The organism is Hyphomicrobium sp. (genome assembly GCF_035548195.1).
Lineage (GTDB): Bacteria > Pseudomonadota > Alphaproteobacteria > Rhizobiales > Hyphomicrobiaceae > Hyphomicrobium_B.
Genome location: NZ_DASZTY010000035.1, coordinates 64322 through 86589, shown reverse-complemented (window position 1 = coordinate 86589; position 22268 = coordinate 64322). Strand labels below are relative to the sequence as shown.

Sequence of the window (22268 nt, the reverse complement as noted above, 5' to 3'; positions counted from 1 at the left end):
TGGAAATGGCTATTCCGTGTCTTCGGCGCTGGGCCAAAGCCAATCAGCAACGTCAATTGCAATCCCGGCTCCACGCGCTGTGAAGGCTCAGAAATTGTTCATGAGGATGAAAAGACCGACGCCGATTGCAGGACCAACAAGGGTCGCAACGACCATCATGACGAAAGGTTTCGCCACCATAACACGTACCCCGCACTGAACTCTTGAAGTTCGCTCCCAGTTACACTCGGCTGAACACAAGACGTCCGGCGGCCGGTTTGCCCCCTCGGCCGCGGCATCCCTTTTTTCGCTGAGAGAGGGCCGCCCCCTAACTGCGTAGCCGATCGTTATCCCAAGATGATCGACCGCCCCTATGATATATCGGCGACTAAGGAGTTGACAGACCCCCGCGATATTTTGCAGCCGCATACCAGACTGCGGCCCGCATATGGATATTGTAACAGAATATTCGCGCCCGCTCATTCAACGACAAAAGGCGGCAAAATAAAACTTAGGCAATTCAGAGTATTGCTCGAATTGTGTCCGATTGTTGCTGCACCTAATCGGACAACCGTCTGCACCGCAATATCACGGAATATGTCAAGCATTGAAACGCGAATTGAATGGCGCGGATGCTCGGCCAGATGGCGGCCAACCAAATTAACGAAGATCAAAAAGGCGAAGCTGGCGTTCGTCGATGCCGCGAGTCTCTGCCGCCAATTGCTCGATGCGATCGAACGGCACCTGCTCAGCTGCGATAAGCGAGCGCTGGGCCTTCATCGGTCTTACCAGACCTTCCTGAACAAGATGGAATTCGCCGACCGTCTGGCCCGGGAGTGCCGTGGCAGGGTCGAGGCCAGACTCCGATTGGAACGCAGCCTTTAGTTTGCGAAGCGCGGTGTCCTCGCGCACGCGGCCGATGAACCAGCTCGTGATCTGATCTCGGCTCTTATAATCCAGGTCGCCCGGCGATTGCGTCGCGAGCATCATGCCCAGACCGGCGGAGCGTGCGCGTTTCAGGAGGCTTTGCAGCGGCTCTGCCGTCGCGGGCTTCGAGTTCGCCGGAATATAAAGGTCGGCTTCGTCGAACATGACGACGGCTTGCAGTTCATCGTTCGGGTTGCGTTGGCAGAAGCGGAGCGCTTCCGACAGGAACTGCGAAACCCAGAACAGAATGTTCTCGTTGTCGCCGAGGAAGCCGGTGTAGATGACGGACAAGCGCGTCCGGTTCGGACGCTGATAGCGGCCGAGACCGAGCAGGCTCTCCATGCGCAGGCTTTCGCCGCCGCCTTCGAACAGCGCGGCGTTACGCAGGCGCAGCGAGTCGAGTTGCGCGACGAGATCGCGGCGGAGCTTGCCCGAGGGATCCATGCGCTGGGTTTGATCAGTCAGCTCGGGGTGTTCATCTTCGAGCAGGTGAATGAGGTCGGCAAGCGTCACTTCGCTGGTCGAGAGCGAACCGAGAATGCGCAGTGCGACCGCGAGAACGCCGGATTGCTTCTGATGTGTAGCCGAATTCTTCAAATGCAGCATTTCGCCAAGGGCTGCTGCCGAAAGGTTGGCGAGCAGCTGCTGCTCGTGATCGGGCAATTCGTTGATACCGTTCGGGAGCAGCGTGATCGAAATCGGACGCCCGGACGCGCGGCCCGGCGTGTAGACGGCGACGTCGATAGCATCGGCAAGCTTTTCGCGTTCGGCGCGACGCTCGGGCGCTTCATTGTCATTCGAGCGCCAGACTTCGGGATTGGCATAGCTTGCGAGATCGCCTTTACGGTCGATCAGGACGGCCGGGACACCGCGGAGGAGAAGTTGCTCGATTAACGACAGTGCAAGTGTCGTTTTACCCGAGCCCGAGCCGCCCAAGAATGCTGCGTGACGCTTCAATACGCTCTTGTTCAGAGTGACCGGGCGGCCTCGGCTGTTCTTCTCGCCGCCGGCAAGAATGCTAGCGCCATAACTGCCGTTCTCGTCGAGGATGACCGACATCGGCAGGTCGTCGTCGTTGGCGGGTAATCCGAGTTCGTTATTCCCAGGATTCGCGGCGCGCGCTTGTTCGGACGAGAGAGTATCAAAGCCATCGAGCGACGACTGAGGATCGTCCATTTCCTTGGCGACGAGGCGCGGCACGGGGCGTCCGAGCAAATCGAGACGCAGAAGGTGGGTGATCGAGATGAGGCTCGACAGGGGCTTCGTGCCTTCGAGCCACTGAATCATGCCGGCATCGCTTCGGTGGTGAGCTGTGAACTCACGTACAGTCATCATGCGTTCCCATTCCGGGATCGGCACGAGCAATTGACGGCCACCGTTCTCGCGGAATTTGCGCAGAGCCTGAGCTGTTTGGTTTTTCGAATTGGGCGGGAAGTCGCTCGCGCGCAGCATGAAGCACGGTTTGCCCTGCATCGAGGTCAGGACCTTATCGAGCTGACGCTTCAGCGCGCCGCCCTGTGTTTTGCCGTTGCAAATGAATACGCGGACGTCGTTGGCAAACCCTGTGCGGTGACGGACGGTAAGATCAAGAGCCGGCAGGTCATCGCCAAGCTCCAGCCGCTTTGTCGTAATCTCGATCGCGCGGCCCCATTCTTCGCGCGCAAGTTGGACGGCGCCACTGAGAATGTCCACTAACTCGCCTTCGTCCGCAGGCATTTCGGCTTCGCTCTCGTTGGCGAAGCGTTCCCACATCTCGCGGAATTGCACAGCCGAGATCGTCGGCGCGCTTTCATCTTCCGATCCAAACCCGATAGCTGCTCCGAGCGCTTGGGCAAGCGTCGAGATAAAGGACGGACGCTCTTCCTCCGCCTCTCGTTCGTCGTCTTCCGTGGCGGTTGCTTCTCTAAGGCGTGATTGCGCGTGTTCGAGAAGACGACGTGTCGAAAGCCCGCCGAATTCCTCGAAGAATTGCGGCCCGAAAAATTGTGTGGCGTCGGGGAAGCTCAGTCCCCCGCCGTTCGTTTCCGAATGATACGCCAATCGCTTCGAAATGATGAGGCGGGCTTCTTCCGGTGTTCGGCTCTCGCGGAGAAGCACGGGACCCGATTTCTCAATTCTATCGATGTAGGATTGCGCGACGAGGCCACGCACCTGGCCGTAGAAATCTTCCAGACATGAAATGATGATGATGGCATTCGTCGACCGGTTTGCAATCTGGATAAGATCGCGAATGGCGCGTTGGAAGCGATCCTCGGCGTTGTCGAAAAAGCGCAAGTCTTCGACCTGATCGATGCAAAAGACGAGCGCGGCGCGATCGACTGTCCAGACGAGCGCTCCGAGCGCCGCGATGATTTCGAAGGCGCGGTCTTCGCCGTCATTGGGATCAAGGGCACTGACCGCTTCGTGGGCGATGCCGGTCAACTGACGGCCGTTGAGATATTGACGGATGCGCTGGTCGATGCGCGGATCGCGGCGCTGCAGGTACAGAAGCGCGCGCACGATGTTGATATCGAGTTCGCGCGTCTGGAATTTGTCGCAGGCGACGATCTGATCGGCGAGGCGCAGGATGAGGCGCGCGAGCTGCTTGTCGTCGAGGGTCGCGTCGCGCAGCTTGTCGAGATCGGCGGAGGAGATAACTTCGGAATCGAGCACCATGCGATTTGTCAGTCGCGAGAGCGCGGATTCCCCGAAGCGATCTGGATCGTACGGTTTTTCCAGCGAGTGGACGAGGCGGCGCAGATAGAATTCGGCGTAGTTCTGCACGTCCGGCGTCATCTGGGCGTAGCCGAAATAGCTTTGGCCGGTGCGATGCGAGTCTGTTCTGAGCGCCCTCAGAAGATGCGTTTTCCCGGCGCCCGACTGCCCGTGAAAAAGCAGGATGCGTTCGGGCGTGTGGTAACCGCGGCCCGACGTAACCGTCGTCAACAGGTCGTTGAACTTCTGGCGCGCCTTAGCATGGATTTCCGGCACGTCGACCGGATCGGCGCGCCATAGGTCGTCTTCCCAAGTAATCGAATGCTCGAACGCTTCGCTCAGCTTGTCGGGCGGGAGCGAGGGTGCAAACGACGTCTTTTTGAGTGGACCGCCTTCAACGCCCATTTTCGGATCGAAATGCCTTTTAGTCTTGGACGCGCACGAAGTGCCAGACGGTATTCTTGTAGAGGATCTTAGAATCCTCGAGCGATTTCAGATCGCGACCGTCTTTGAGGTCTGCGGTCGCCAGTTCGAGCCGGCCAGAGCGGTGGGCTTCCGCGAGCATGCCTTTGAACGCAATCTCGGATAAGCCCCAATCGGGCCGCGCGTTGCGAATCGCCTTCCATACCAAAGAGATAAACGCCTTCCGGTTGCCTGGCCAGCCCTCAGCGACAGGTCGTGCCGCATCGATCACAGCGTGACAGAATTCGGGCATGTCTGGCGGGGACGACGCAAGCGGTGTTGGTGGCGCAACTTCATCGATTGGCGCCCGATCGTTCGCGGGTTTTGGTGGATGGCGCGATGGGCGCTGTTGCGGCTCGGAGCGCGGGCGCGATGGCGCCTCTTCGAGTTCGGCTGGTGTCATTAACTTGCGCAGCACCGCAAGTTCGAGCGCATCGAGAGAGGGGTCGCGCGTTCCCGCGATTTCGCAGGCGAGATGCGTAATCAGTTTTCCGTCCGTCGCGATCTCGCGCGGCTGCTTGAAAAGTTGTCCGGCCAGGACGCGGGCTGGTTTGGCGGGAAGACCGGCACCCTTCCGGAGCCCGGTTTTGATTTTGTTTCCGAAAGCACGTTCTAGGGCGATGATTGCGAGATCGGAGCGAAGGTCGGCGGGTGACTGCACGCGTCCAGTCGGCTTGCCGAAATGATGCTGCAACACGAGAGCCGCAAGTCCCTCAACGCGTTGTAGCGCCTTCCGTATTGCGGGCGTGTCGTTGGTTTGGACGGCGCGCATGACGAGTGCGGTTCGCACTTCGCGCCAGGTGCTACACAAGGATTTGGCTGGAGCGAGCAATGCCTCTGCCACCTGTTGGCCCTTGTCCGATGCGGTTAGCCGTCCCTTTGCTTCGCTAATGAGTTGGCTGCCGAGGAGCGCGCTGATCGCAAGTTCGGCCGAGCGGCGAAACTCAGCGCCCGGAATTCTGGGGGCCAGCAGCGGGGCAACATCGCGCTGCAGATCCGCGCGAGTTGCGGTGCTCGCTGACACACGCAGCAACACTAAATCCCTGACGCTCAGAGGCAGGGACTGCGTTTTCAATTTCCGCTCAGATTGTCCGATGGCTGCACTCATCGAAGGTCTCCCGCGCGAATCAAGTTGCGGCGACGACTGTTGATGATCGATCGAGCACTTCCAAGAGGTTCGACGGCGAGGACCCACAGGCTGCGAAGATACGGCACATGGGCGGGATGTTCGACCGAGTGCTCGAAATTGGCCCTTGCGGTCAGGCTTTTGCCGTCGCGACGTCAAAATCGCGACACCTTGTTGAGGCGAAGATCAGGCGGGGTGGGATTGGGTTCGTGAGGGATCCGACGTGAGTGGGTCTGAGACATCGCTGCGGCGTGCCGCGACGTGTGATTCGCGCCCCGTTAGCATTAACACCGACTTAACGGATTTCCGGCAATGCTGACGTTTCGCGCACGTTTCGTGCCGGGAGTTGCTGTTATGTATCGCGTCGTGCTCGCTACGGGGCTTGCAACCGCTTTGACGGGTTGCAGTCTTGGTTCTTCGTCTATCACCTCCGGTTTCGCGGAACAGGATTCTTCCTCTTCACTTTCTACGGCGTCGCTTTCGCCTTCCTTTAAAAGTCTTGGTCTGGGCGGTGATCCAGCGGCGCATCGCGAAGTGAAGGTCGCGGCGATCGACAAAGCGCCGAGCGGGACATTCGAAAAGGCTGCGCCCGGCGTTCTCGCCGATCGTGATTATTCGCATACGTCTTTGAACGCCGAAATGGCGCGCGATATTATCAATGCCTATCGCAAGAAGCACGGTCTCAAACCGCTGAAGCTCAATGCCGAATTGACGGAAGCTGCAAAGGCGCACTCGCGCGATCTCGCCAAATGGGATCGCATTTCGCACTACGGCTCCGACGGTTCCAATCCGTGGGATCGTGTCAAGCGTGCGGGTTACAGGGCGCGTTTGACCGCCGAGAATGTCGGCACCGGGCAAGTCAGTTTCAAGGAAGTTATGCGCGGCTGGGAAGAGAGTCCCGGGCACAACAAAAATCTTCTGACGCCGGATGCGACGAACATGGGTATCGCGCTGGTGCAAGATCCGAAGACGGAATTCAAATCCTTCTGGACGCTCGTCATCGCTGCGCCGATGTAGGGGTTCTTAATTCGCGCTCGCGCCGCTTATTTGATTGGCGCCGGCGACTCGCGTTCCGCGAGCCAGCCGCCGGCGCGGCGTCGGTTCAGAACTTCGGAAGGTTACGCCAGATCGGCATTTGAATGTCGAGGCGGCGCCAGACGACGATTGCGTTCAAAAGAGCGGCGCTCGTCAGTGAAATTGCCGTAGCACTTGCGGCGCCCACAAGACCGAGCCTCGGCACCAGAATGCAATTAAGTACGATATTCAAAAGCGCGGCGCCGAACAGGACTGCGGCACAGAGTTTCTGTTCGCCCAGCATGTTCAAAAGGTATTCGGCCGGACCCATAGCGGAGCGCGAAAGAAATCCGACGACGAGAATGCACATCACGGGATAACCGCTCGCGAACTGCGGTCCGAAAAGGGAAAGCAGTGGTTTTCCGAGCGCTAGAATAACGAGAGCACTGGCGAGAGACGGCCAGAACGTCCAGTTGACCGCATCTTTGACGAAGTTGCGAAGTCCGGCGTGGTCGCCGCGTGCGTTCAAAGCCGCGAACTTGTGGGCGACGGCGCTGCCAACGGCATAATGCACGAACATGATCAGCGCCATAGTCTTGCCGGCGGCGAAATAAATGCCGACATCCGCGGGCGACATAAACCGCGTGACCACCAGGATGTCGGTGTTCTGCAAAAGAAGCTCAGCGCTCATCATGACGAGCAAGGGCAGCGAGATTTTTAGCCACGCCGGGAGATCGCTGATTCGCGGTCCGGCAGGGATCGTCATTCGCATGCGGCTGTTGAGGAAGAGTGCTTGAAGGAGCCCCGTAAGCCATGTCGCAACGATCGCGGCGGCGGCGGCCGTTGTGGCGTCCATGGGCAAGCCGAAGGCATAGGCGACGAACATCGCAGTCAGCAGCAGCAGGGGACGGACGAGATACGGCGGGATGAGCGCAATGCCCATCCAGGCGTTGCCGCGGCCGATTCCGTCTTGGACGTCGGTCAGCGCATAAAGTGGTACGCAGACGAGCGCGAGATAAATCGGCAAGACGAACGCGTTTTGGATGTGATCCTGAAAAAACCATACGCCCGCCAGTCCGGCAGCCATGACAACCGTGCCACCGCCGAGCGCGACGTAGCGGACGCTGTGCATGAGGCCGCGCAGGCGGTTGAAGTCGTCCGTCTCGCGGTAGACCGGCGCGAGGCGGATCGATGCGAGATTCAATCCGAGATGCGATACGGCACCGAGGATGAGCACCCAGGTCCAGACCGAGACATAGATGCCGTATTCGGAGCCGCCCATCCATCGTGCGAGGACAATCTGCGTGAGATAGAGCAGGCCCGCGCTCAGCACGCGGACGGCAAATGCCATTAGAGCGTCGCGTTGTGTCCTCGCGCGTTCACCGTCCGACAAAAGGACATCGCGCGTTTGTTTCAGGAGGTTCGATAGGAGGCCGCGTAAATCCTCGATCGCGCTTCGGCGCTGTCCCGTTTCTGCACGCGGGGCCGCGGCCGGATCGAGGCTTTCTACGGTCGCGGTCTTCAAGGTGCCGAATTCCTGTCTTGCGATTAACTTTCTAAGCGAGCGCGTTCGCGGCTGCGCACGAGCTCGGCCACTCCGCTCCAGGCCCAAGCCCGGCTCGCGTCTCCTTTCTCGCCGTGATAAATGGCAAAGAAGTCGGCGATTGCTGCGGCAAAGGTGCCGTGCTTGCCTTCCAGGACCTCGGCCATCGCGCCGACGTCGCGAGGCGTCGGTGTGAAGTCCGTTTCAGGAATCCTGAATGTTCGCGACGTCGAAGTCATACGTATCTTCCCACCCAAGGCTTAAATAGCGGTTGATGGGGCTTAGGAAGCAAGTTTGGCGCCATGTCGTGTATGGCTTGTTGATCAAACTTAACCAAGTAGGTTAATTGGCGGGTGCGCCGCCGACATGCCTCTAAAGAGGATGCGAAATGCATTCGATAATTCGCGCTCTGGCTTTCACCGCATGGTTAGGTGCCGCCGGGCAGGCGATTGCTGCGCCAAGTTTCGTGCCGGAGTTTGGCGAACACCGTTCCGGAATAGAACGCACGCAGAGCAGCTCCGCCGGTGGTCGTTCATATTCGGAAAAGAAAGCGGAAGGTCGCGGCGCTGGCCAGCCGCGGCAACGGCGAGGCAATCGGCAGCAAGAAAATGGCGGCGGCCGTTCAAACGAGGCTCCGCGCCCGCCGCATGACCCGCCGGGATGTTTGTATCGGAAAGGACCGCTCGATCTTATCGTTTAGGGGGAAGCGGAGGCAGCAGCCGCGTTTTTAGCCGGTACCGATTGTTGCGCTTTGGCGGTACCCTTTTTCACCGCCTTGCCCTTGCTCGCGGCGCGCTTAGCTTTACGGGCTTTGTGCACCTTGTGCACGACGCGATGGCGGTGATGGTCGTTGCAGCTCCACGCCACCACCGTATCTCGTACCGAAGTGATGCCTTTTGCATTGGGGTCGACCGGGACGGTATCGATGGTCGGCATGGTGAAATAATCTTTCCATGCGTAGTCCTGGAAACCGTATTCCAGGAGCGCTGCGGCGCGGATCGCGCGTTCATTGCCTGAGGATTCACCGAGCACGATCGCCATCAAACGACGGCCGTCGCGCGTCGCGGTGGCGGCGACGTTATATCCGGAATCGCATATGAAGCCGGTTTTCATGCCGTCGGCACCGGGAAACGTTCTGAGTAAAGCGTTGTGATTTCCGAGCCGCCGCTTGCCGATGTACATAGCGGGCATCGACCAATAACTTGCGTATTGCGGAAAATCGCGGATGACCGCTGTCGCAATTTTTGCGAGATCGCGTGCCGTCGTCAGCTGGCCCGGAGATGGCAAGCCGTTGGTGTTGTCGAAGTGCGTGCGCGTCATGCCGAGGCGCTGCGCTGTGGCATTCATTTGCTCGACGAAGGCGCTCTCGCTTCCGGCGATTGCTTCGGCAAGCATGACGGTTACGTCATTTGCGGATTTGACGATAACGGCTTGCAGCGCCTTTTCGACCGTCAAGGTCTGCCCGACTTTTATGCCGGCCTTGCTTGGGGGCTGCAGTGTTGCCACGAGCGAGCAGGGAATCTTCTCGTCGAGACGGAGCTTCCCGCTTTTGATCGCTTCAAATGCCAGATAGGCCGTCGTCAGCTTCGTCAGCGACGCGGGATACCAAACATCATCGATATCCTCGGCGTAAAGTACTTTGCCCGTCGACGGTTCGAACAGCAACGCCGGATTGGCTGAGGCTGACGCAATGCCGCCAATCCAAAAAAGTGCGATCGCTGCGATTTGAGCCGCCCGTGCTCGCATGAAGGACTCCGGTCTTGCAATTGTGTTCGGCTATCACATCCGAGCCGCCGGTGCCAACCGAACCTCGGGCCGCCGCTACCATAAAGTGAGTTGTGTTGCTTATGCGGCGCTCAGGGGAAAAATATCCACAAAAGCCGGAGAGGGGTCTCATCGGTCGTCTGTGGGATGATCTAGCTTGTCGTAACCGAGCACTATCGCCGCGGTTCCAGGGATAGACACCAAACTGCTCCTATTCTGCGGCACTCAGCGCTTCGCGCGGGCTTTCAAAGCCGAACGGTCTCCTGTGGCGGAGTTTCGATCTGGTTCTCTTTCTTCCGCATTGGATGGATAGCCTTCTGCAGAAAGTTTCTACGATATGCAACGATTGCCTGTCGAAACTGCCAACGATGCCGAAACCGAAAAGCGGCGGCGAGTCGCGATATTTTCGGCGCTTGCTCTCGTTCTGTTGCTCGCTTCTCTGGATCAGACGATCGTTTCGACCGCGCTACCGACAATCGTGCGCGATATCGGTGGTCTGTCGCATCTATCGTGGATTGTTACCGCGTATCTTTTGGCGACGACGGTCGTCGTGCCGCTCTACGGCAAGCTTGGCGATCTTTTCGGCCGGCGGATTGTCCTGCAGACGGCAGTGGTGATCTTTCTCGTCGGTTCGGCATTGTGCGGTTTGGCGCAAAATCTACCGGAGCTGATCGCCTTTCGCATTCTTCAAGGTCTCGGCGGCGGCGGTCTGATCGTGACTGCGATCGCAGTCGTCGGCGATGTCGTGCCGCCGCGCGAGCGCGGGCGATATCAAGGATTCTTCGGAGGCGTTTTCGGACTTTCGACGGTTCTCGGGCCGTTGATCGGCGGATTTATTGTCGACAATCTTTCGTGGCGTTGGATTTTTTTGATCAACCTGCCGTTCGGAATTCTTGCGTTGATTGTTATTACTGCGACGTTCCGGCCGCATACGCGGACGAAACGGGTCGACATCGATTACGTCGGCGCGACGCTCCTTGCGCTGGCGCTCACGAGCGTCGTCGTCATTACCAGCCTCGGTGCGACACTGGCGCGCGAGGCGCCGGTCAGCATGTTCGCAATCTCGGCGCTGGGCATCGTTTCGCTGGCGATGTTCCTTTATGCAGAGACACAGGTTCCCGATCCGCTGCTGCCATTATCGCTTTTCAAGAAGCGTGCCTTTGCCATCGCGACGTCAGTGGGCTTTATCGTCGGCATGGCGCTCTTCGGGTCGATCACGCTGATGCCGGTCTATCTGCAGGTCGTGAAGGGGCTGGATCCGACAAGCGCCGGTCTGCACATGACGCCGATGATGCTCGGGGTTTTCGTGAGCTCCGTGACGAGCGGGCAGATCATCAGCCGTATCGGCCGATACAAAATGTTCCCGGTTATCGGGACGGGTTTGATGACGCTCGGGTTAGGGTTGTTGTCCAGTATGACGCTTTCCACTTCGGCGGCCGTCGCTTCGGCCTATATGCTGTGCCTGGGCTTCGGGCTCGGTATGGTGATGCAGATTCTCGTCATGTCGGTGCAGAACGCCGTCGCGTACGAACAACTCGGAGTCGCGACATCCGGGACAACGCTTTTTCGCTCCATCGGCGGCTCGGTTGGCGCCGCGCTATTCGGAGGTATTTTTTCCTACACCTTGCAGAGCAAGCTTAGCATCTCGGCTCCGGAGCTTGCGGCGGCGGGGAACGATCCAGCCGCGATTGCGGCTCTTGGCGAGCCGTTGCACACGACCTATCTCGCGCTATTCGTGGAGTCGTTGCAGCCGGTCTTTGTCACTGCGGCAGCTCTCGCCTTTTGCGCCTTTCTTTTGACGTTCGCGATAAAGGAAGTTCCGCTGAAGACGAGCTTGGCGCCCGAGCCCGTCAACGATCCGCTGCAGATGCCGCGCGATGCAACTTCGCTTGAAGAGCTTGAGCGGATCGTTGCCCGCGTAACGGCGCGCGAAAACCGGTGGCGCGTCTACCAGCAAAGCGCCAAGCGCATTGGCGTTACGCTGGAGCCGGACGAGTTTTGGCTTTTTGCGCGTATCGGTGAACGCGGCGGGGAGGCCAGCAAGAGTGAGCTTGAGAAGCGGCTATCGGGGAGCGACGATCAGCGCGCACGGCTGATCGAAGGGCTAACTAAGTCGGGATTGGTGCGTCAGCGAGGCGAAATGCTTGAACTCAGCGCAGACGGTAGGTCAGCGTATGCCCGGTTGCTGCATAACCGGGAGGATGACTTGAGACACATGCTGTCGGAATGGGACCGTAACGAGCATCCGGATGTCCGCGCCTTGTTGCGGGAGATGGCCAGCTCGTTCGCCAGCACACCTCCCGTCAATGCGGGCCGTTAAGCGGCCTTCCGAAGTTCGTTAAGCGCTGCCATATCGGCATCCGTCAGTTTGATTTCTGCCGCTGCTACATTCTCCACAAGGTGGCTGACCTTGGAGGTTCCGGGGATTGGAAGCATGTTCGGGCTTCGCCGCAATAACCATGCGAGCGCAATCTGGCCTGGAGCCGCCTTGTGGCGCTTGGCGATGCCATCGAGTTGGGAACCGGGCTTTGCGAGGTCGCCGGACGCAAGCGGGAACCAGGGAATAAAGCCGATCGCGTTCTTTTCGCAGAAGTCGAGCACATCCTCGCTCGAACGGTCGGCGAGATTGTAGAGGTTCTGTACCGTTGCCACCTGAAAGTATTTTTGCGCGGCCTGAATTTCCTGCACGCTGACCTGGCTCAGACCGATGTGACGGATCAGTCCTTCCGATTGCATCGCTTTGATCGCATCAAACTGCTCGTCTTGCGGAACTTTCGGATCGATGCGGTGCAGTTGCCAAAGGTCGATGCGTTCGACGCCGAGACGCCGTGAGCTCAGAATAACTTGCTGGCGGAGGTATTCGGGGCGGCCGACGGGGATCCAAATGCCAGGGCCCGGACGGACGAGGCCCCCTTTCGTTGCGATGACCATGCCATCGTAGGGATGCAGAGCCTCACGGATAAGGCGTTCACTGACCTCTGGACCGTAAGAGTCGGCCGTATCGATCAAGTTGATTCCAAGCTCCGGCAGTTTGCGAAGCGTCCGCAAACACTCGGCCTTGTCGTCAGGTTCGCCCCATACTCCGGTGCCGGTCACGCGCATGGCCCCGAAGCCGAGCCTCACGACAGGGAGATCACCGCCGATCGAAAAATGTCCGGCGCGTTCAATCGTTTCTGCAGTGGTGGTCATGGTCAGATGCCCTTTCTGAACGAGATGAGTATTTAAGGGATTTGGCTCGGTTTCCTATGTAGGGCCACTTGCCATGTTTTGCAGTGCCGTGGGACGACATAATGCAATATGCCCGCCTAGACCGTCAGCGTCTTGGGGCGCCCCATATCTCTCTCAATTCTAAAGGTCCGGCGGATTGCGCGCCAAAATCAGGCAAATTTAACCGACACTTCACGTGCAACGGCTAATCTCGATTGCGCCGACGTCGAGTTTCCGGCACGATTCCGTGGTCTTCTCCGCTGCGGCAGGGCCGGCTTGCCAATGCGGAACGTAAATTTGCAATGAATTGTTCAATAGGTGGGGAAGTGTTGTCGCACTTCGTAGTACACCTCCGGTAGGGCGTCAGAAATGTTCAGCGTAACGGCGCGAGCGCGCGTTCGAAATTGTGCCAGTGCAACCCTGATCGCGTTGGCTAGCTGCGGTTTGTCCGATGCGGCGGACGCCCGGAATTACGGCCGGAACGCCGACGACGACCAAATTTCACGTCCTGCGCTGTCCGGTCCGCCTGTGATCGCCGTGGTTTCGACAAAGGACCAGCGCATTTCGGTTTATGACGCCAAGGGTGAGGCTTTCAGGGCCCGCGTATCTTCCGGCCAGACAGGTTACGAAACGCCAGTCGGCGTCTTCAGCGTCCTGCAGAAGCAGGAAGAGCATTATTCCAACATCTACGATGATGCTTCGATGCCGTTCATGCAACGGCTGACGTGGTCCGGTATCGCGCTCCACGCGGGAGCGCTTCCGGGATATCCGGCTTCTCACGGTTGCATTCGCATGCCGTATCCATTTGCACAGCAGCTCTTTCCGTTGACTCGCCTCGGCTTACGCGTGGTCGTTGTGCACGATGATGTTGCGCCGGCAGATATTTCTCATTCGCTGCTTCCGAAACCGCTGCCTGCGGAGGAAGTCGCTGTGGCGGTGCCGGCGACCTATGACGAAGATGGGGACCTGAACGATCAGGATCAGCCGGGCGTTTTCGAACCGGACGTTTCGAAGTGGCCGGCGCGGGCGGCGCAGTTGCAGGCTCTCAAAGCCGTCGCGTCGGAGAAAAGTCTCGTTGCGCAAACGGCGATTTCGCAAGCCGACGAATTGAAGGCTGTCGTTGACGGGAAGAAGGCCATTCGTGCGCGCGCCGCAAAGCGGCTGAAGCGTGCCGCAGCCGTAAAGAAGCGAGACGATGCAAAAGTCGAGCGGGCGGATCGGGCACTTTTGGCGGCGAAGACGCCCAAAGCGAGCGATCGCGCGCAAAATTGGAAATTAAAAGTCGCCGCCATCGCGAAGCGCGCGAACGATGCCTTTGATGCCGCTAAAGCTGAGCTCGATACCGCGGAGAAGGAATTGGCGGCTGCGACCGAAGAATGGAAAAAGGCGGACGCCGTTAAACAATCTGCCGTTGCGGCAATGAACAAAGCGAAATGGAAGACGATGCCCGTTTCGATGTTTGTCAGCCGGAAAACGCAACGGCTTTATGTTCGCCAGGGCAACGAGCCGGTGTTCGACGCGCCGATTACGATCACCAATCCGGATGAGCCAATTGGCACGCACGTCATCACGGCGGTCAATTACAAGAATCAGGGCAAAGACCTCCGTTGGCAGGTGGTTTCGATTGCACGGCGCTCCGCGGAGGACGACGATCGGGCTTCCTACAAGAAGCGGCGGCGCGCGGATGTCGATTATAATGCGCCCGCAACGGATGTGAGTTTTGCTACGGCCGCACTCGACCGCATCACGATTCCGCCAGAGGTTTCATCGCGCATTTCCGGTTATGTCTGGCCCGGGTCATCTCTGATCGTTTCCGATGAGCCGCTGAGCAAGGAAACAGGCAAGGCTACGGACTTTGTCGTTGTCATCAGCACCGAGCCGCAGGGCGCGCTGAAGAAGCGTCCGCGAAAGCCGGCGCCGTCGTTCTATACGCGTGACGATCCCTACGATTACTATGATCGCGATGATCGGTATTCGCGGTACGATCGACGCTATCGGAGAGCGCCTACGTTTTTTAACTGGTGGTAATTCCGGGCAGCGTGCGTGCGGTTAAGGCTCAGATTTGCGAGTCTTTTTTCATCGTCGCAATGGCTTCTTGTACGGTCGTCATGAACTGAGCCGGAAAGAAGATCGTCGAATTCTTTTCCGTGGCGATCTCAGCCATTGTTTGTAGCGTCCTGAGTTGTAGCGCGACGGGATGCTTGGAAATGATATCGGCAGCTTCGCCCAATCGAACCGCCGCCTGGAATTCGCCCTCGGCCGCAACGATCTTGGCTCGTCTTTCCCGTTCAGCTTCGGCCTCTCGCGCCATCGCGCGCTGCATGTTTTCCGGCAGTACAATGTCTTTGATTTCTACCGCCGTAACCTGAGTACCCCACGGTTCCGTGTGCGCATCGATGACGTTCTTGATTTGGTCGTTGACGTCCACGGTCTGCGCCAGAAGCTGGTCTAGCGAAAAACGGCCAACAACATTGCGAACTGTTGTCTGGCTGATCTGATTGATCGCTTCGTAGACGTTCTCAATGGCGATGACCGACTTTTCCGGATCGCTGATGTGATAGTAGGCGACGGCCGCGATATCGATCGAGACGTTGTCTTTCGTGATGATCTTCTGTGACGGGATCTGCATCGTCACAGTCCGGAGTGATACGCGCGTCATTGCCTGGATGGGGCTGAATACCAGCGTCATTCCCGGCCCACGAACGCCCGCAAACTTGCCCAGCTGGAATATGACGCCGCGCTCGTATTGCCGTAAAATTCGGATTGCGCTTATGAGGTAGATGACAATGACGAGGGCGATGATCGGTATCATGCGCGGTGCTCCCATGGGCTTGAGCCCGTAGCGTGGCGTTTCTCAGCGAGCGTAGGGTATTTGATCGGCGGCGAAAAGGAGCAGCGACTTACGCGTGTGGCGCGAAGGTGGTTATGAGCGCGCCCTGTATGCCGGAAATAAGAATTTGGACGCCGATGCAAAGGAGCAAGAACGCCGAAAGACGGGTCAGAACCCGGGCACGTGCCGGTCCGAGCATGGCAACGAGGCGGTCAGCGGAGGCGTAGCAGACCGCTATCGCGATGGCTACGGCAATGGCTGCGGCGGACGCTCCGGCATAGAACGGTAAAAGCTCGGGTGTTGCCGCGGGGCGGCTGGCGCTCAAAGCAATCGCAACTGAGATCGTGCCTGGGCCGGTCGTGAACGGCATCGTCAAGGGAAAGAAGGCGACATCGCTGCCCCATTTGGCCGGCGCGGCATGATCCTGTTTGCGATCCTCATTCTCTTTCGGATCGTAGAGCATATGCCAGGCGCTGGCAGCAACGACAGAGCCGCCGGCGACGCGGAGGGCTTCGATACTTACGCCGAAGAAACTCATCACCGTTGCGCCGATCCAGAGCGAGGTCAGCATGACAATGGCGGAATAGAATGCGACGCGATACGCCAAGGAGACGCGCTCCGGATGCGGTCGTGAAATCGTGACCTGACTGTAGATCAACGCGCCGCCAATCGGATTGACGATCGAGAACAGGGCAGGCAGCGCAATGAAAAAGCTGCCGACAATGCCGCTTAAAATTTCCATCTTCGGATACCGCAGGGAAAATGAGGTGCTTTACTTAAGATCGTTCGTCGTAAGAGAAAAGGCGTTTCAAGCGGCGCGGCCTACCACGTAGTTTCGCGTGTCGCGCCGGCGAAAAGTTCACCGAGCCGACGCTTAGTGGCGGTTGTCGTCGTTTTCGGGAGCCGATCGAGAGCAAAAAAACGCTGCTCAAGGATTTCGGCATTCGGTGCCGGGATATGATCCTGCCGCCATTGGTCAATGAAGAAAAGAACAACGTGATCGCCGGGAAAGATATCGAAGTTGGTATAGATGGCGACGAGCCGGGCGGGCGCGGTCGGGATGACGCCGGTTTCCTCGTTCAGTTCCCGACATAACGCGTGATCGATTTTCTCGCCCCGTTCGACGCCACCGCCGGGAAAATGCCAGCCTGGCCGATAGCCATGCCGGACGAGCAGAATGCGGGACGTTTTGTCGATGACGACGCCTTGGACACCCAGCGTGATGAGGTCGGCGCGCGGTACGCGTGGGATGAGCCGGAGCGACAAGGTTAAATCCTCCAGCCATAAAGCCAGTTGAAGCCAGCCATGACATGGGTCGGCGGCATGAGTCGCATCGTGACGTTGCGCGCAAGCGCTGAAGCTCCCGTCATGTGATAGATCCGGCCGTTCCGCTCAGAAGCTTCCGCGACGCGGCGCACGCGGTAGCGGCGTTGCTGTGCGAACTTCTGCAACGCTGCTTTCATGTCGTTGCGGCTGCTCGCGCTGCATTCCGCGAGCGTCTCGGCGTCCTCAAGCGCCATGACCGCACCTTGGGCGAGAAATGGCAGCATCGGATGTGCTGCGTCGCCGAGTAATACGGCGCGTCCGGCAGACCAACGCGTGAGCGAGGGAAGGCTGTAAAGCGTCCATTGACGCCATTCGTCGGCTCGCTGAATGAGCGATTGCACAGAGGATGCGAAGTCGAGGACTTTATTGTGTGGGACTTCAGCGGATGTGACGTTCTCCCATCCGGGTTGGAGTGCCTTATCATTGGCGATGACGACGAGGGCAATATCGCGACCGCCGTTGACGGGATAGTGGACGATGTGCGCTCCGGGAGCGAGCCAGATGTGGACCGCGTTCGGAATCAATTCGGCGGGCAGACGATCTGCCGAAACGACGCTGCGGAATGCAGCCTTTCCAACGGGTTGCGGCCAGACGGCGGGCGCGATTTGCTTTCTTACGTTCGACCAGAGCCCGTCTGCGCCAATCAATAGCGACGCGTTGGCAACTTCGCCGGTGTTGCCGATTACTTTGATGCTCTCGCCGTCGTTGACGAAGGAAGTAATCTCGACGCCCGGATTGAGCGTTATCAACGGTTCGGACTCGGCACGCCGCCGCAACGCCTTGTGCAAGTCTTTCCGGTGCGCGGTCCAATAAGGCGCGCCGTGTCTTTTCGAAATCCATTCGCCGAGCGGCAGACGCGTCAACTCGCGTCCAGTTATACCGTCGCGGACGCTCAACGCATCTGGGATCGCGGCGCGCTCTTGCAGCAGTTCCGCGACACCGAGACTTTGCAGAATGCGCGTGCCGTTTGGGCCGATCTGGATGCCTGCGCCTTCGTCCGGAAATTCGGCGCGGCGCTCGAACACCTGCGAAGAAATTCCGAGCCGTGAGAGAGCAATTGCGACGGCCAGACCGCCGATGCCGCCGCCTGCAATGGCGATGTCGAGGTTTGCCCCGGCCATCAGCCGTTGCGCCGGAATTTTGCGCCGCGCGCTATCATGTTGTTATCAGGCAGCGTCGGAAACGAGGCTGTCTTTCGGATCGCTTTCGGTTGCCTGGAGGCGTGGGTCATAGATGTAGAGCGTCGAGCAATAGGGGCAAAGGATTTGCCCGTCCTGTCCCATGTCGAGATAGACGTGCGGGTGGTCGAACGGCGGGCGGGCGCCCATGCAATTGAATTCCTTGACGCCGATGAAAATGCGCTCGGCGCCGACGTCATTTGCGAAATGAGGGATAACGGATCCGGCCATGCGACGCCCTTTGCGAATTGGTGATTTGCGGCTGCACCATACCTTCCTGGCGGCGATGATGGTAGGGGAGATGCCGTGGATACGTGAGGATCAGGCAGCGACGGCATGAAGCACTTCGACAGCGCGGGCGTTGATATCGCTTTTCTCGATACCGAAGCCGATTCCGAGAAGCCGCCGGTCCTCTTGATCCACGGCTTTGCGTCCAATGTAGAGACAAACTGGATCGGGACCGGCTGGGTCGAATTTCTCGGCAAGGCAGGATATCGCGTCATTGCGTTCGACAATCGCGGCCATGGCGAGAGTCAGAAGCTCTATGAATTGACGGACTATGGCGCGCCGCTGATGGCTGAAGATGCCCGTCGGCTCCTCGATCACCTTGGTATCGCGCGTGCGCATGTTATCGGCTACTCGATGGGCGCACGAATCGCCGCGTTTCTGGCATTGACGCATCCCGATCGCGTCGATCACATCGTTTTTGGCGGGCTTGGCATCAACATGGTTCGGGGCATGGCGGGGACCGGCCCAATCGCGCGCGCGCTCGAAGCGCAAAGCATTGAGGATGTCGGCAATCCGACGGCGCGGACGTTCCGGGCATTCGCCGAACAGACGAAAAGCGATCTCCGAGCCCTTGCTGCGTGTATTCGTTCGTCGCGAGCGCCGATCACCGCCGAGATGGTCGCATCGATCGCCGCGCCGGTCCTCGTTGCCGTCGGTGAAACCGATGTTATCGGTGGTTCGGCGGAAGAGCTTGCAAGGCTGATACCCGGCGCGCGGGCGTTCACGATTGCCGGGCGGGACCATAATCGCGCGGTCGGCGACCGGACGTTCAAGTCCGAGGTCCTGGCGTTTCTTGATACTGCGTGACTACGTCAAATGGTCCTGACGGCCCGTTGAACCGGTTCTTTTCTATGAGGGATGCGAGCCAAGACCGGACATCCGGGCACGTCAGGGTGCACGTCCCCCGCCAAGGCGCGGGAGGCCTCGCGAGTACTTCCATCACTCCGGAACGTCTTCGGATCGGTACGCGACACAAATCCGATCGAAGACGTGGGAACGGCGCATTCCAGTCTCGTACGCGGTACGTGTGCGAGCCGGCGAGCACCTCCGGGAGCACAAGCCCAATAGCGGCGTTCAATGACGCTGAGATTTCAGGTCTGGGTCGGCGCAGACTAGATTGTGGATAACTTTGGCGGCGGTCGTTCGTGAGACTTGACGACAACGCCCGTTATCATGGCGGCAGATTCGGAGTTTGCCCCAGCTTTGACACTCGCGGAGCCAAAATCAGCCTGAAAAATCTGAGATTTTCTCGGTCGGGCGGGCGCTTCTTTACTCTTGGTTAACGTTACTTCCGTTTACTTGCCCGGCCATGGTTTCGCGTCGTACCCGCGTATTTGTTCCGCTGTCCGCCCTATTGCTATCCGGGCCCGTTTTGCTTTCGGGTTGCGGAACGGTCGGACCGAATTTTGTCGTCAAGAACGATCCGTGGCGCTCTCCGGAAGAGCGCGCTTGCCTGGCTTCTGGCGTGGTACATCAGACAGCCTTCGTTCATACGCGCTCGGCGCTTGGCGGTCCGAGCGTCTGTGGTGCAGAAATTCCTTTCGAGATGGCCGCGGCCGATAACGGAAGGGTCGTTCTTGATCCGCCGGCATCGCTGCGATGTCCGATGATTCCTGAGATCGATAATTGGGTGAAGAATGTCGTGGAGCCTGCCGCGCGATATTATTTCCGGCAAGAGCTCGTCGGTTTGAAAGTGCTCGCGTCCTATTCTTGCCGACCGATGAATAGTGTCGATGGGGCGCAGATTTCAGAGCATGCTTATGCCAATGCCGTCGATATCGGCGGCTTCAGACTAGCGAACGGCGATACGATCAGCGTGCTTCATGGCTGGAACGGTTCGGACCGTGAGCAGGCTTTTCTGCGCCGCGTGCATGATGGTTCGTGCGAGTATTTTACGACCGTACTTGGCCCGAACTATAACAGTCTTCATCGCAACCATTTTCACCTCGATCTTGCGCATCACGGTCGCGACGGGTTGATGCACATCTGCAAATAGCCGGTTAGCGTAAATGCTGATACGCGTGCAGAAACGGCGTAAATCCGCTAGAAGCCGCTCATGACCTGGGATCACGATCCACCGCCGGGCGCGCGCCGCGGCTACCATCATGGAAACTTGCGTGAAGCCTTGATGAAGGCTGCGCTCGATCTGATCGCCGCAAAAGGGCCAGCAGGTTTCACGTTCGCGGAAGCGGCGCGTGCGGCGGGTGTCAGCCCCGCCGCTCCCTATCGGCATTACCGCGATCGAGATGCCTTGATGGCGGATATCGCGCGCCGAGCGTTCGAAGCGTTCGAGTTGAAATTGAAGGATGCGTGGGCCGGGGGCGCGCCCGATCCATTCAAGGCGTTCGAGCGCGTGGGGCGCGCGTATCTAAATTTCGCACGAAAGGAGCCGGCGCAATATTCCGCGATGTTCGAATCCGGTCTTTCGTTTCAGGCGTTCCCGGATTTGCACGTTGCCGGAGATCGCGCATTCAACGTTCTCAAAGACGCATGTGCCGCCCTGATTGCGACGATGCCTGAAGCAAAACGGCCTCCCGTCATGATGATGGCGCTTCACATTTGGGCGGAAGCGCACGGGATCGCGTCGTTGTTCGCGCGAGGGGATGAAGCGCGGCGTCCCATTCCGATGAGCCCGGAAGACCTGCTCGATGCGGCGGTGCTCATCTATCTCGATGGGTTAGGAGTCCGGCCCAAGGCCGGTTGATCGTATCCAAAATGCAAAATTTCAAATTCGTCGGCCGCATCCCTTGAACTCCGCCCTTGCTCTCCCACCTATGTGAATGTAAAATACATTTACATCCTAACCAAGGAGAGGGTGGCGAATGGCGCAAGTGGTTCAGACTCTGGACGATTTCGGTAAGCCCGCGTGGATTGCCGCGATGGTCCTGGGCTTCGTTCTTTTCTGGCCGGTTGGGCTCACCATCTTGGCCTATATGCTTTGGAGTGGACGCATGAATTGCGGATGGCACGGCGGTGGTCGCGGGCGGTGGGAAAGCCGTTTCGCGGAACGTTTCGGACGGGCGCGGTCTCGCGTCGAGGACGAGATGAGGAATTTCGCGCGTGGCGCGTATTCGAGCGGCAATAAAGCGTTCGACGACTATCGCGAAGCTACGCTGAAGCGACTGGAAGAAGAGGAACGCGAGTTCCGTTCCTTCCTCGAACGTTTGAGGCAGGCCAAGGACAAATCCGAGTTCGATCAGTTCATGTCTGAGCGCCGAGATCGGCCTGCGCCGAGCGAGGGTGCGGTCTGATCTTGAAAATTGAGAATGGGGTGGCCACGTGTCACCTCATTCATTTTGTGTGCAATCGTCCGCTAACTGCATTTTACTGGAGCACAGCGCAATGCGCCTACTTTTTCTGCCATTGCTGCCCCTGTTGTTCGTGCCGTTTTTCGTGACGGTCATGGTCCTGTTCGCAATCGGAGCCGTGCTGATGCGGATTGTTTTTATTGTTGCGCTGCTCGCGATTGCGGCAGCTGCGCTGCTTGGGGGTGGCCTCTTTTTCCGCGGCACCTTTAGAGGATGTGCATCCCGGTTCTTTGGGCGACTGAAAGAAGGCAGTCATAGCCCGTTTGATAAGCGTCGCGGATCGCGCGATTCGGATAACTTCGCCTTTGACGAATACCGGCGTGCTACGCTCCGCAATCTCGAAGACGAAGCCCGCGAGTTCCGAACGTTTCTTGCCAAGTTACGCGATGCTGCGGATGCCACGGATTTTCAAGCTTTTCTCAAATCGCGGCGCGCCGGAGGTCCGCACAGTTCGTGATAAATTGTGCATTTGCAGGGGGGCACGGCCAGACGCCGTATTTTGAAGCATATCTGCTATTTCCGTTTCTCAGGCATTATTGCGGTTAATTTAGGGGAAGTCAGCCAGGTCCTCCTTTATGCTCCTGTTTCTGGCGAGGGCGGCTTATAGTCGTTCGCGATAGAG

The 22268-nt window shown here is 58.7% G+C and carries 19 protein-coding genes; 8 read left to right on the top strand and 11 right to left on the bottom strand.

The features are described from left to right. Positions 1-639: 639 nt before the first annotated feature. Both VHB22_RS14060 and VHB22_RS14055 read right to left on the bottom strand, forming a co-directional pair. Positions 640-4005, bottom strand: a complete 3366-nt coding sequence (locus VHB22_RS14060) for an ATP-binding protein (RefSeq protein ID WP_325457609.1) — start codon at positions 4003-4005, stop codon at positions 640-642. 19 nt (positions 4006-4024) lie between these two features. Beyond that, positions 4025-5170 (bottom strand): hypothetical protein, encoded by a 1146-nt coding sequence (locus tag VHB22_RS14055; protein WP_325457608.1) that lies wholly within the window; start codon positions 5168-5170, stop codon positions 4025-4027. A 330-nt stretch (positions 5171-5500) separates the two neighbouring features. Here VHB22_RS14055 and VHB22_RS14050 point away from each other — a divergent pair, with 330 nt between their 5' ends. Next, complete coding sequence (locus VHB22_RS14050; protein ID WP_325457607.1) at positions 5501-6205, top strand: CAP domain-containing protein; 705 nt, start codon at positions 5501-5503, stop codon at positions 6203-6205. A gap of 85 nt (positions 6206-6290) precedes the next feature. Here VHB22_RS14050 and VHB22_RS14045 read toward each other — a convergent pair whose 3' ends face one another. The 3 genes from VHB22_RS14045 to VHB22_RS14035 all read right to left on the bottom strand — a co-directional run bounded on the left by VHB22_RS14045 (position 6291) and on the right by VHB22_RS14035 (position 9491). Continuing rightward, on the bottom strand, positions 6291-7727 hold the full coding sequence (locus VHB22_RS14045) for a flippase (RefSeq protein WP_325457606.1): 1437 nt from the start codon (positions 7725-7727) through the stop codon (positions 6291-6293). Between the two features lie 23 nt (positions 7728-7750). Continuing rightward, on the bottom strand, positions 7751-7984 hold the full coding sequence (locus VHB22_RS14040) for a hypothetical protein (protein ID WP_325457605.1): 234 nt from the start codon (positions 7982-7984) through the stop codon (positions 7751-7753). Between the two features lie 457 nt (positions 7985-8441). After that, the gene (locus VHB22_RS14035; protein ID WP_325457604.1) at positions 8442-9491 is read right to left on the bottom strand and encodes a D-alanyl-D-alanine carboxypeptidase family protein; all 1050 of its coding nucleotides are present in this window, start codon (positions 9489-9491) and stop codon (positions 8442-8444) included. Between the two features lie 355 nt (positions 9492-9846). On the opposite strand from VHB22_RS14035, the gene VHB22_RS14030 reads away from it, so the two are divergent. Beyond that, on the top strand, positions 9847-11829 hold the full coding sequence (locus VHB22_RS14030) for an MDR family MFS transporter (protein WP_325457603.1): 1983 nt from the start codon (positions 9847-9849) through the stop codon (positions 11827-11829). Here VHB22_RS14030 and VHB22_RS14025 read toward each other — a convergent pair. Beyond that, a complete protein-coding gene (locus tag VHB22_RS14025) occupies positions 11826-12698 on the bottom strand; it encodes an aldo/keto reductase (protein WP_325457602.1) in 873 nt (290 codons plus the stop codon). The two genes, VHB22_RS14030 and VHB22_RS14025, sit on opposite strands and share 4 nt — an antisense overlap. A gap of 387 nt (positions 12699-13085) precedes the next feature. Here VHB22_RS14025 and VHB22_RS14020 point away from each other — a divergent pair, with 387 nt between their 5' ends. After that, positions 13086-14744 (top strand): L,D-transpeptidase family protein, encoded by a 1659-nt coding sequence (locus VHB22_RS14020; protein WP_325457601.1) that lies wholly within the window; start codon positions 13086-13088, stop codon positions 14742-14744. A gap of 28 nt (positions 14745-14772) precedes the next feature. On the opposite strand, the gene VHB22_RS14015 is transcribed toward VHB22_RS14020, so the two are convergent. The 5 genes from VHB22_RS14015 to VHB22_RS13995 all read right to left on the bottom strand — a co-directional run bounded on the left by VHB22_RS14015 (position 14773) and on the right by VHB22_RS13995 (position 18281). Continuing rightward, positions 14773-15528 carry an SPFH domain-containing protein gene (locus tag VHB22_RS14015; protein ID WP_325457600.1) on the bottom strand — a complete coding sequence of 252 codons (756 nt, stop codon included), beginning with the start codon at positions 15526-15528 and terminating at the stop codon, positions 14773-14775. An 88-nt stretch (positions 15529-15616) separates the two neighbouring features. Continuing rightward, positions 15617-16288, bottom strand: coding sequence for a MarC family protein (locus tag VHB22_RS14010; RefSeq protein ID WP_325457599.1), 672 nt, complete (start codon positions 16286-16288; stop codon positions 15617-15619). Between the two features lie 80 nt (positions 16289-16368). Then, positions 16369-16812: an NUDIX domain-containing protein gene (locus VHB22_RS14005; protein WP_325457598.1), complete on the bottom strand. Its 444-nt coding sequence runs from the start codon at positions 16810-16812 to the stop codon at positions 16369-16371. Positions 16813-16814: 2 nt separating this feature from the next. Then, a complete protein-coding gene (locus VHB22_RS14000; protein WP_325457597.1) occupies positions 16815-17993 on the bottom strand; it encodes an FAD-dependent monooxygenase in 1179 nt (392 codons plus the stop codon). 45 nt (positions 17994-18038) lie between these two features. Then, the gene (locus tag VHB22_RS13995) at positions 18039-18281 is read right to left on the bottom strand and encodes a zinc-finger domain-containing protein (protein WP_325457596.1); all 243 of its coding nucleotides are present in this window, start codon (positions 18279-18281) and stop codon (positions 18039-18041) included. Between the two features lie 105 nt (positions 18282-18386). On the opposite strand from VHB22_RS13995, the gene VHB22_RS13990 reads away from it, so the two are divergent. The 5 genes from VHB22_RS13990 to VHB22_RS13970 all read left to right on the top strand — a co-directional run bounded on the left by VHB22_RS13990 (position 18387) and on the right by VHB22_RS13970 (position 22103). Further along, positions 18387-19145 (top strand): alpha/beta hydrolase, encoded by a 759-nt coding sequence (locus tag VHB22_RS13990; RefSeq protein WP_325457595.1) that lies wholly within the window; start codon positions 18387-18389, stop codon positions 19143-19145. Positions 19146-19647: 502 nt separating this feature from the next. Continuing rightward, the gene (locus tag VHB22_RS13985) at positions 19648-20334 is read left to right on the top strand and encodes an extensin family protein (RefSeq protein ID WP_325457594.1); all 687 of its coding nucleotides are present in this window, start codon (positions 19648-19650) and stop codon (positions 20332-20334) included. 60 nt (positions 20335-20394) lie between these two features. Next, positions 20395-21042 (top strand): TetR/AcrR family transcriptional regulator, encoded by a 648-nt coding sequence (locus tag VHB22_RS13980; protein WP_325457593.1) that lies wholly within the window; start codon positions 20395-20397, stop codon positions 21040-21042. 118 nt (positions 21043-21160) lie between these two features. Beyond that, complete coding sequence (locus tag VHB22_RS13975; RefSeq protein WP_325457592.1) at positions 21161-21589, top strand: DUF2852 domain-containing protein; 429 nt, start codon at positions 21161-21163, stop codon at positions 21587-21589. A gap of 91 nt (positions 21590-21680) precedes the next feature. Continuing rightward, complete coding sequence (locus VHB22_RS13970; protein WP_325457591.1) at positions 21681-22103, top strand: DUF2852 domain-containing protein; 423 nt, start codon at positions 21681-21683, stop codon at positions 22101-22103. Positions 22104-22268 lie beyond the last annotated feature (165 nt).

Coding starts and splice junctions, on each gene's coding strand:
- VHB22_RS14060 (WP_325457609.1), bottom strand. CDS start 4,005: ATGGGCGTTGAAGGCGGTCCACTCAAAAAGACGTCGTTTGCACCCTCG.
- VHB22_RS14055 (WP_325457608.1), bottom strand. CDS start 5,170: ATGAGTGCAGCCATCGGACAATCTGAGCGGAAATTGAAAACGCAGTCC.
- VHB22_RS14050 (WP_325457607.1), top strand. CDS start 5,501: ATGCTGACGTTTCGCGCACGTTTCGTGCCGGGAGTTGCTGTTATGTAT.
- VHB22_RS14040 (WP_325457605.1), bottom strand. CDS start 7,984: ATGACTTCGACGTCGCGAACATTCAGGATTCCTGAAACGGACTTCACA.
- VHB22_RS14035 (WP_325457604.1), bottom strand. CDS start 9,491: ATGCGAGCACGGGCGGCTCAAATCGCAGCGATCGCACTTTTTTGGATT.
- VHB22_RS14030 (WP_325457603.1), top strand. CDS start 9,847: ATGCAACGATTGCCTGTCGAAACTGCCAACGATGCCGAAACCGAAAAG.
- VHB22_RS14025 (WP_325457602.1), bottom strand. CDS start 12,698: ATGACCACCACTGCAGAAACGATTGAACGCGCCGGACATTTTTCGATC.
- VHB22_RS14020 (WP_325457601.1), top strand. CDS start 13,086: ATGTTCAGCGTAACGGCGCGAGCGCGCGTTCGAAATTGTGCCAGTGCA.
- VHB22_RS14015 (WP_325457600.1), bottom strand. CDS start 15,528: ATGATACCGATCATCGCCCTCGTCATTGTCATCTACCTCATAAGCGCA.
- VHB22_RS14010 (WP_325457599.1), bottom strand. CDS start 16,288: ATGGAAATTTTAAGCGGCATTGTCGGCAGCTTTTTCATTGCGCTGCCT.
- VHB22_RS14000 (WP_325457597.1), bottom strand. CDS start 17,993: ATGGCCGGGGCAAACCTCGACATCGCCATTGCAGGCGGCGGCATCGGC.
- VHB22_RS13995 (WP_325457596.1), bottom strand. CDS start 18,281: ATGGCCGGATCCGTTATCCCTCATTTCGCAAATGACGTCGGCGCCGAG.
- VHB22_RS13990 (WP_325457595.1), top strand. CDS start 18,387: ATGAAGCACTTCGACAGCGCGGGCGTTGATATCGCTTTTCTCGATACC.
- VHB22_RS13985 (WP_325457594.1), top strand. CDS start 19,648: ATGGTTTCGCGTCGTACCCGCGTATTTGTTCCGCTGTCCGCCCTATTG.
- VHB22_RS13980 (WP_325457593.1), top strand. CDS start 20,395: ATGACCTGGGATCACGATCCACCGCCGGGCGCGCGCCGCGGCTACCAT.
- VHB22_RS13975 (WP_325457592.1), top strand. CDS start 21,161: ATGGCGCAAGTGGTTCAGACTCTGGACGATTTCGGTAAGCCCGCGTGG.
- VHB22_RS13970 (WP_325457591.1), top strand. CDS start 21,681: ATGCGCCTACTTTTTCTGCCATTGCTGCCCCTGTTGTTCGTGCCGTTT.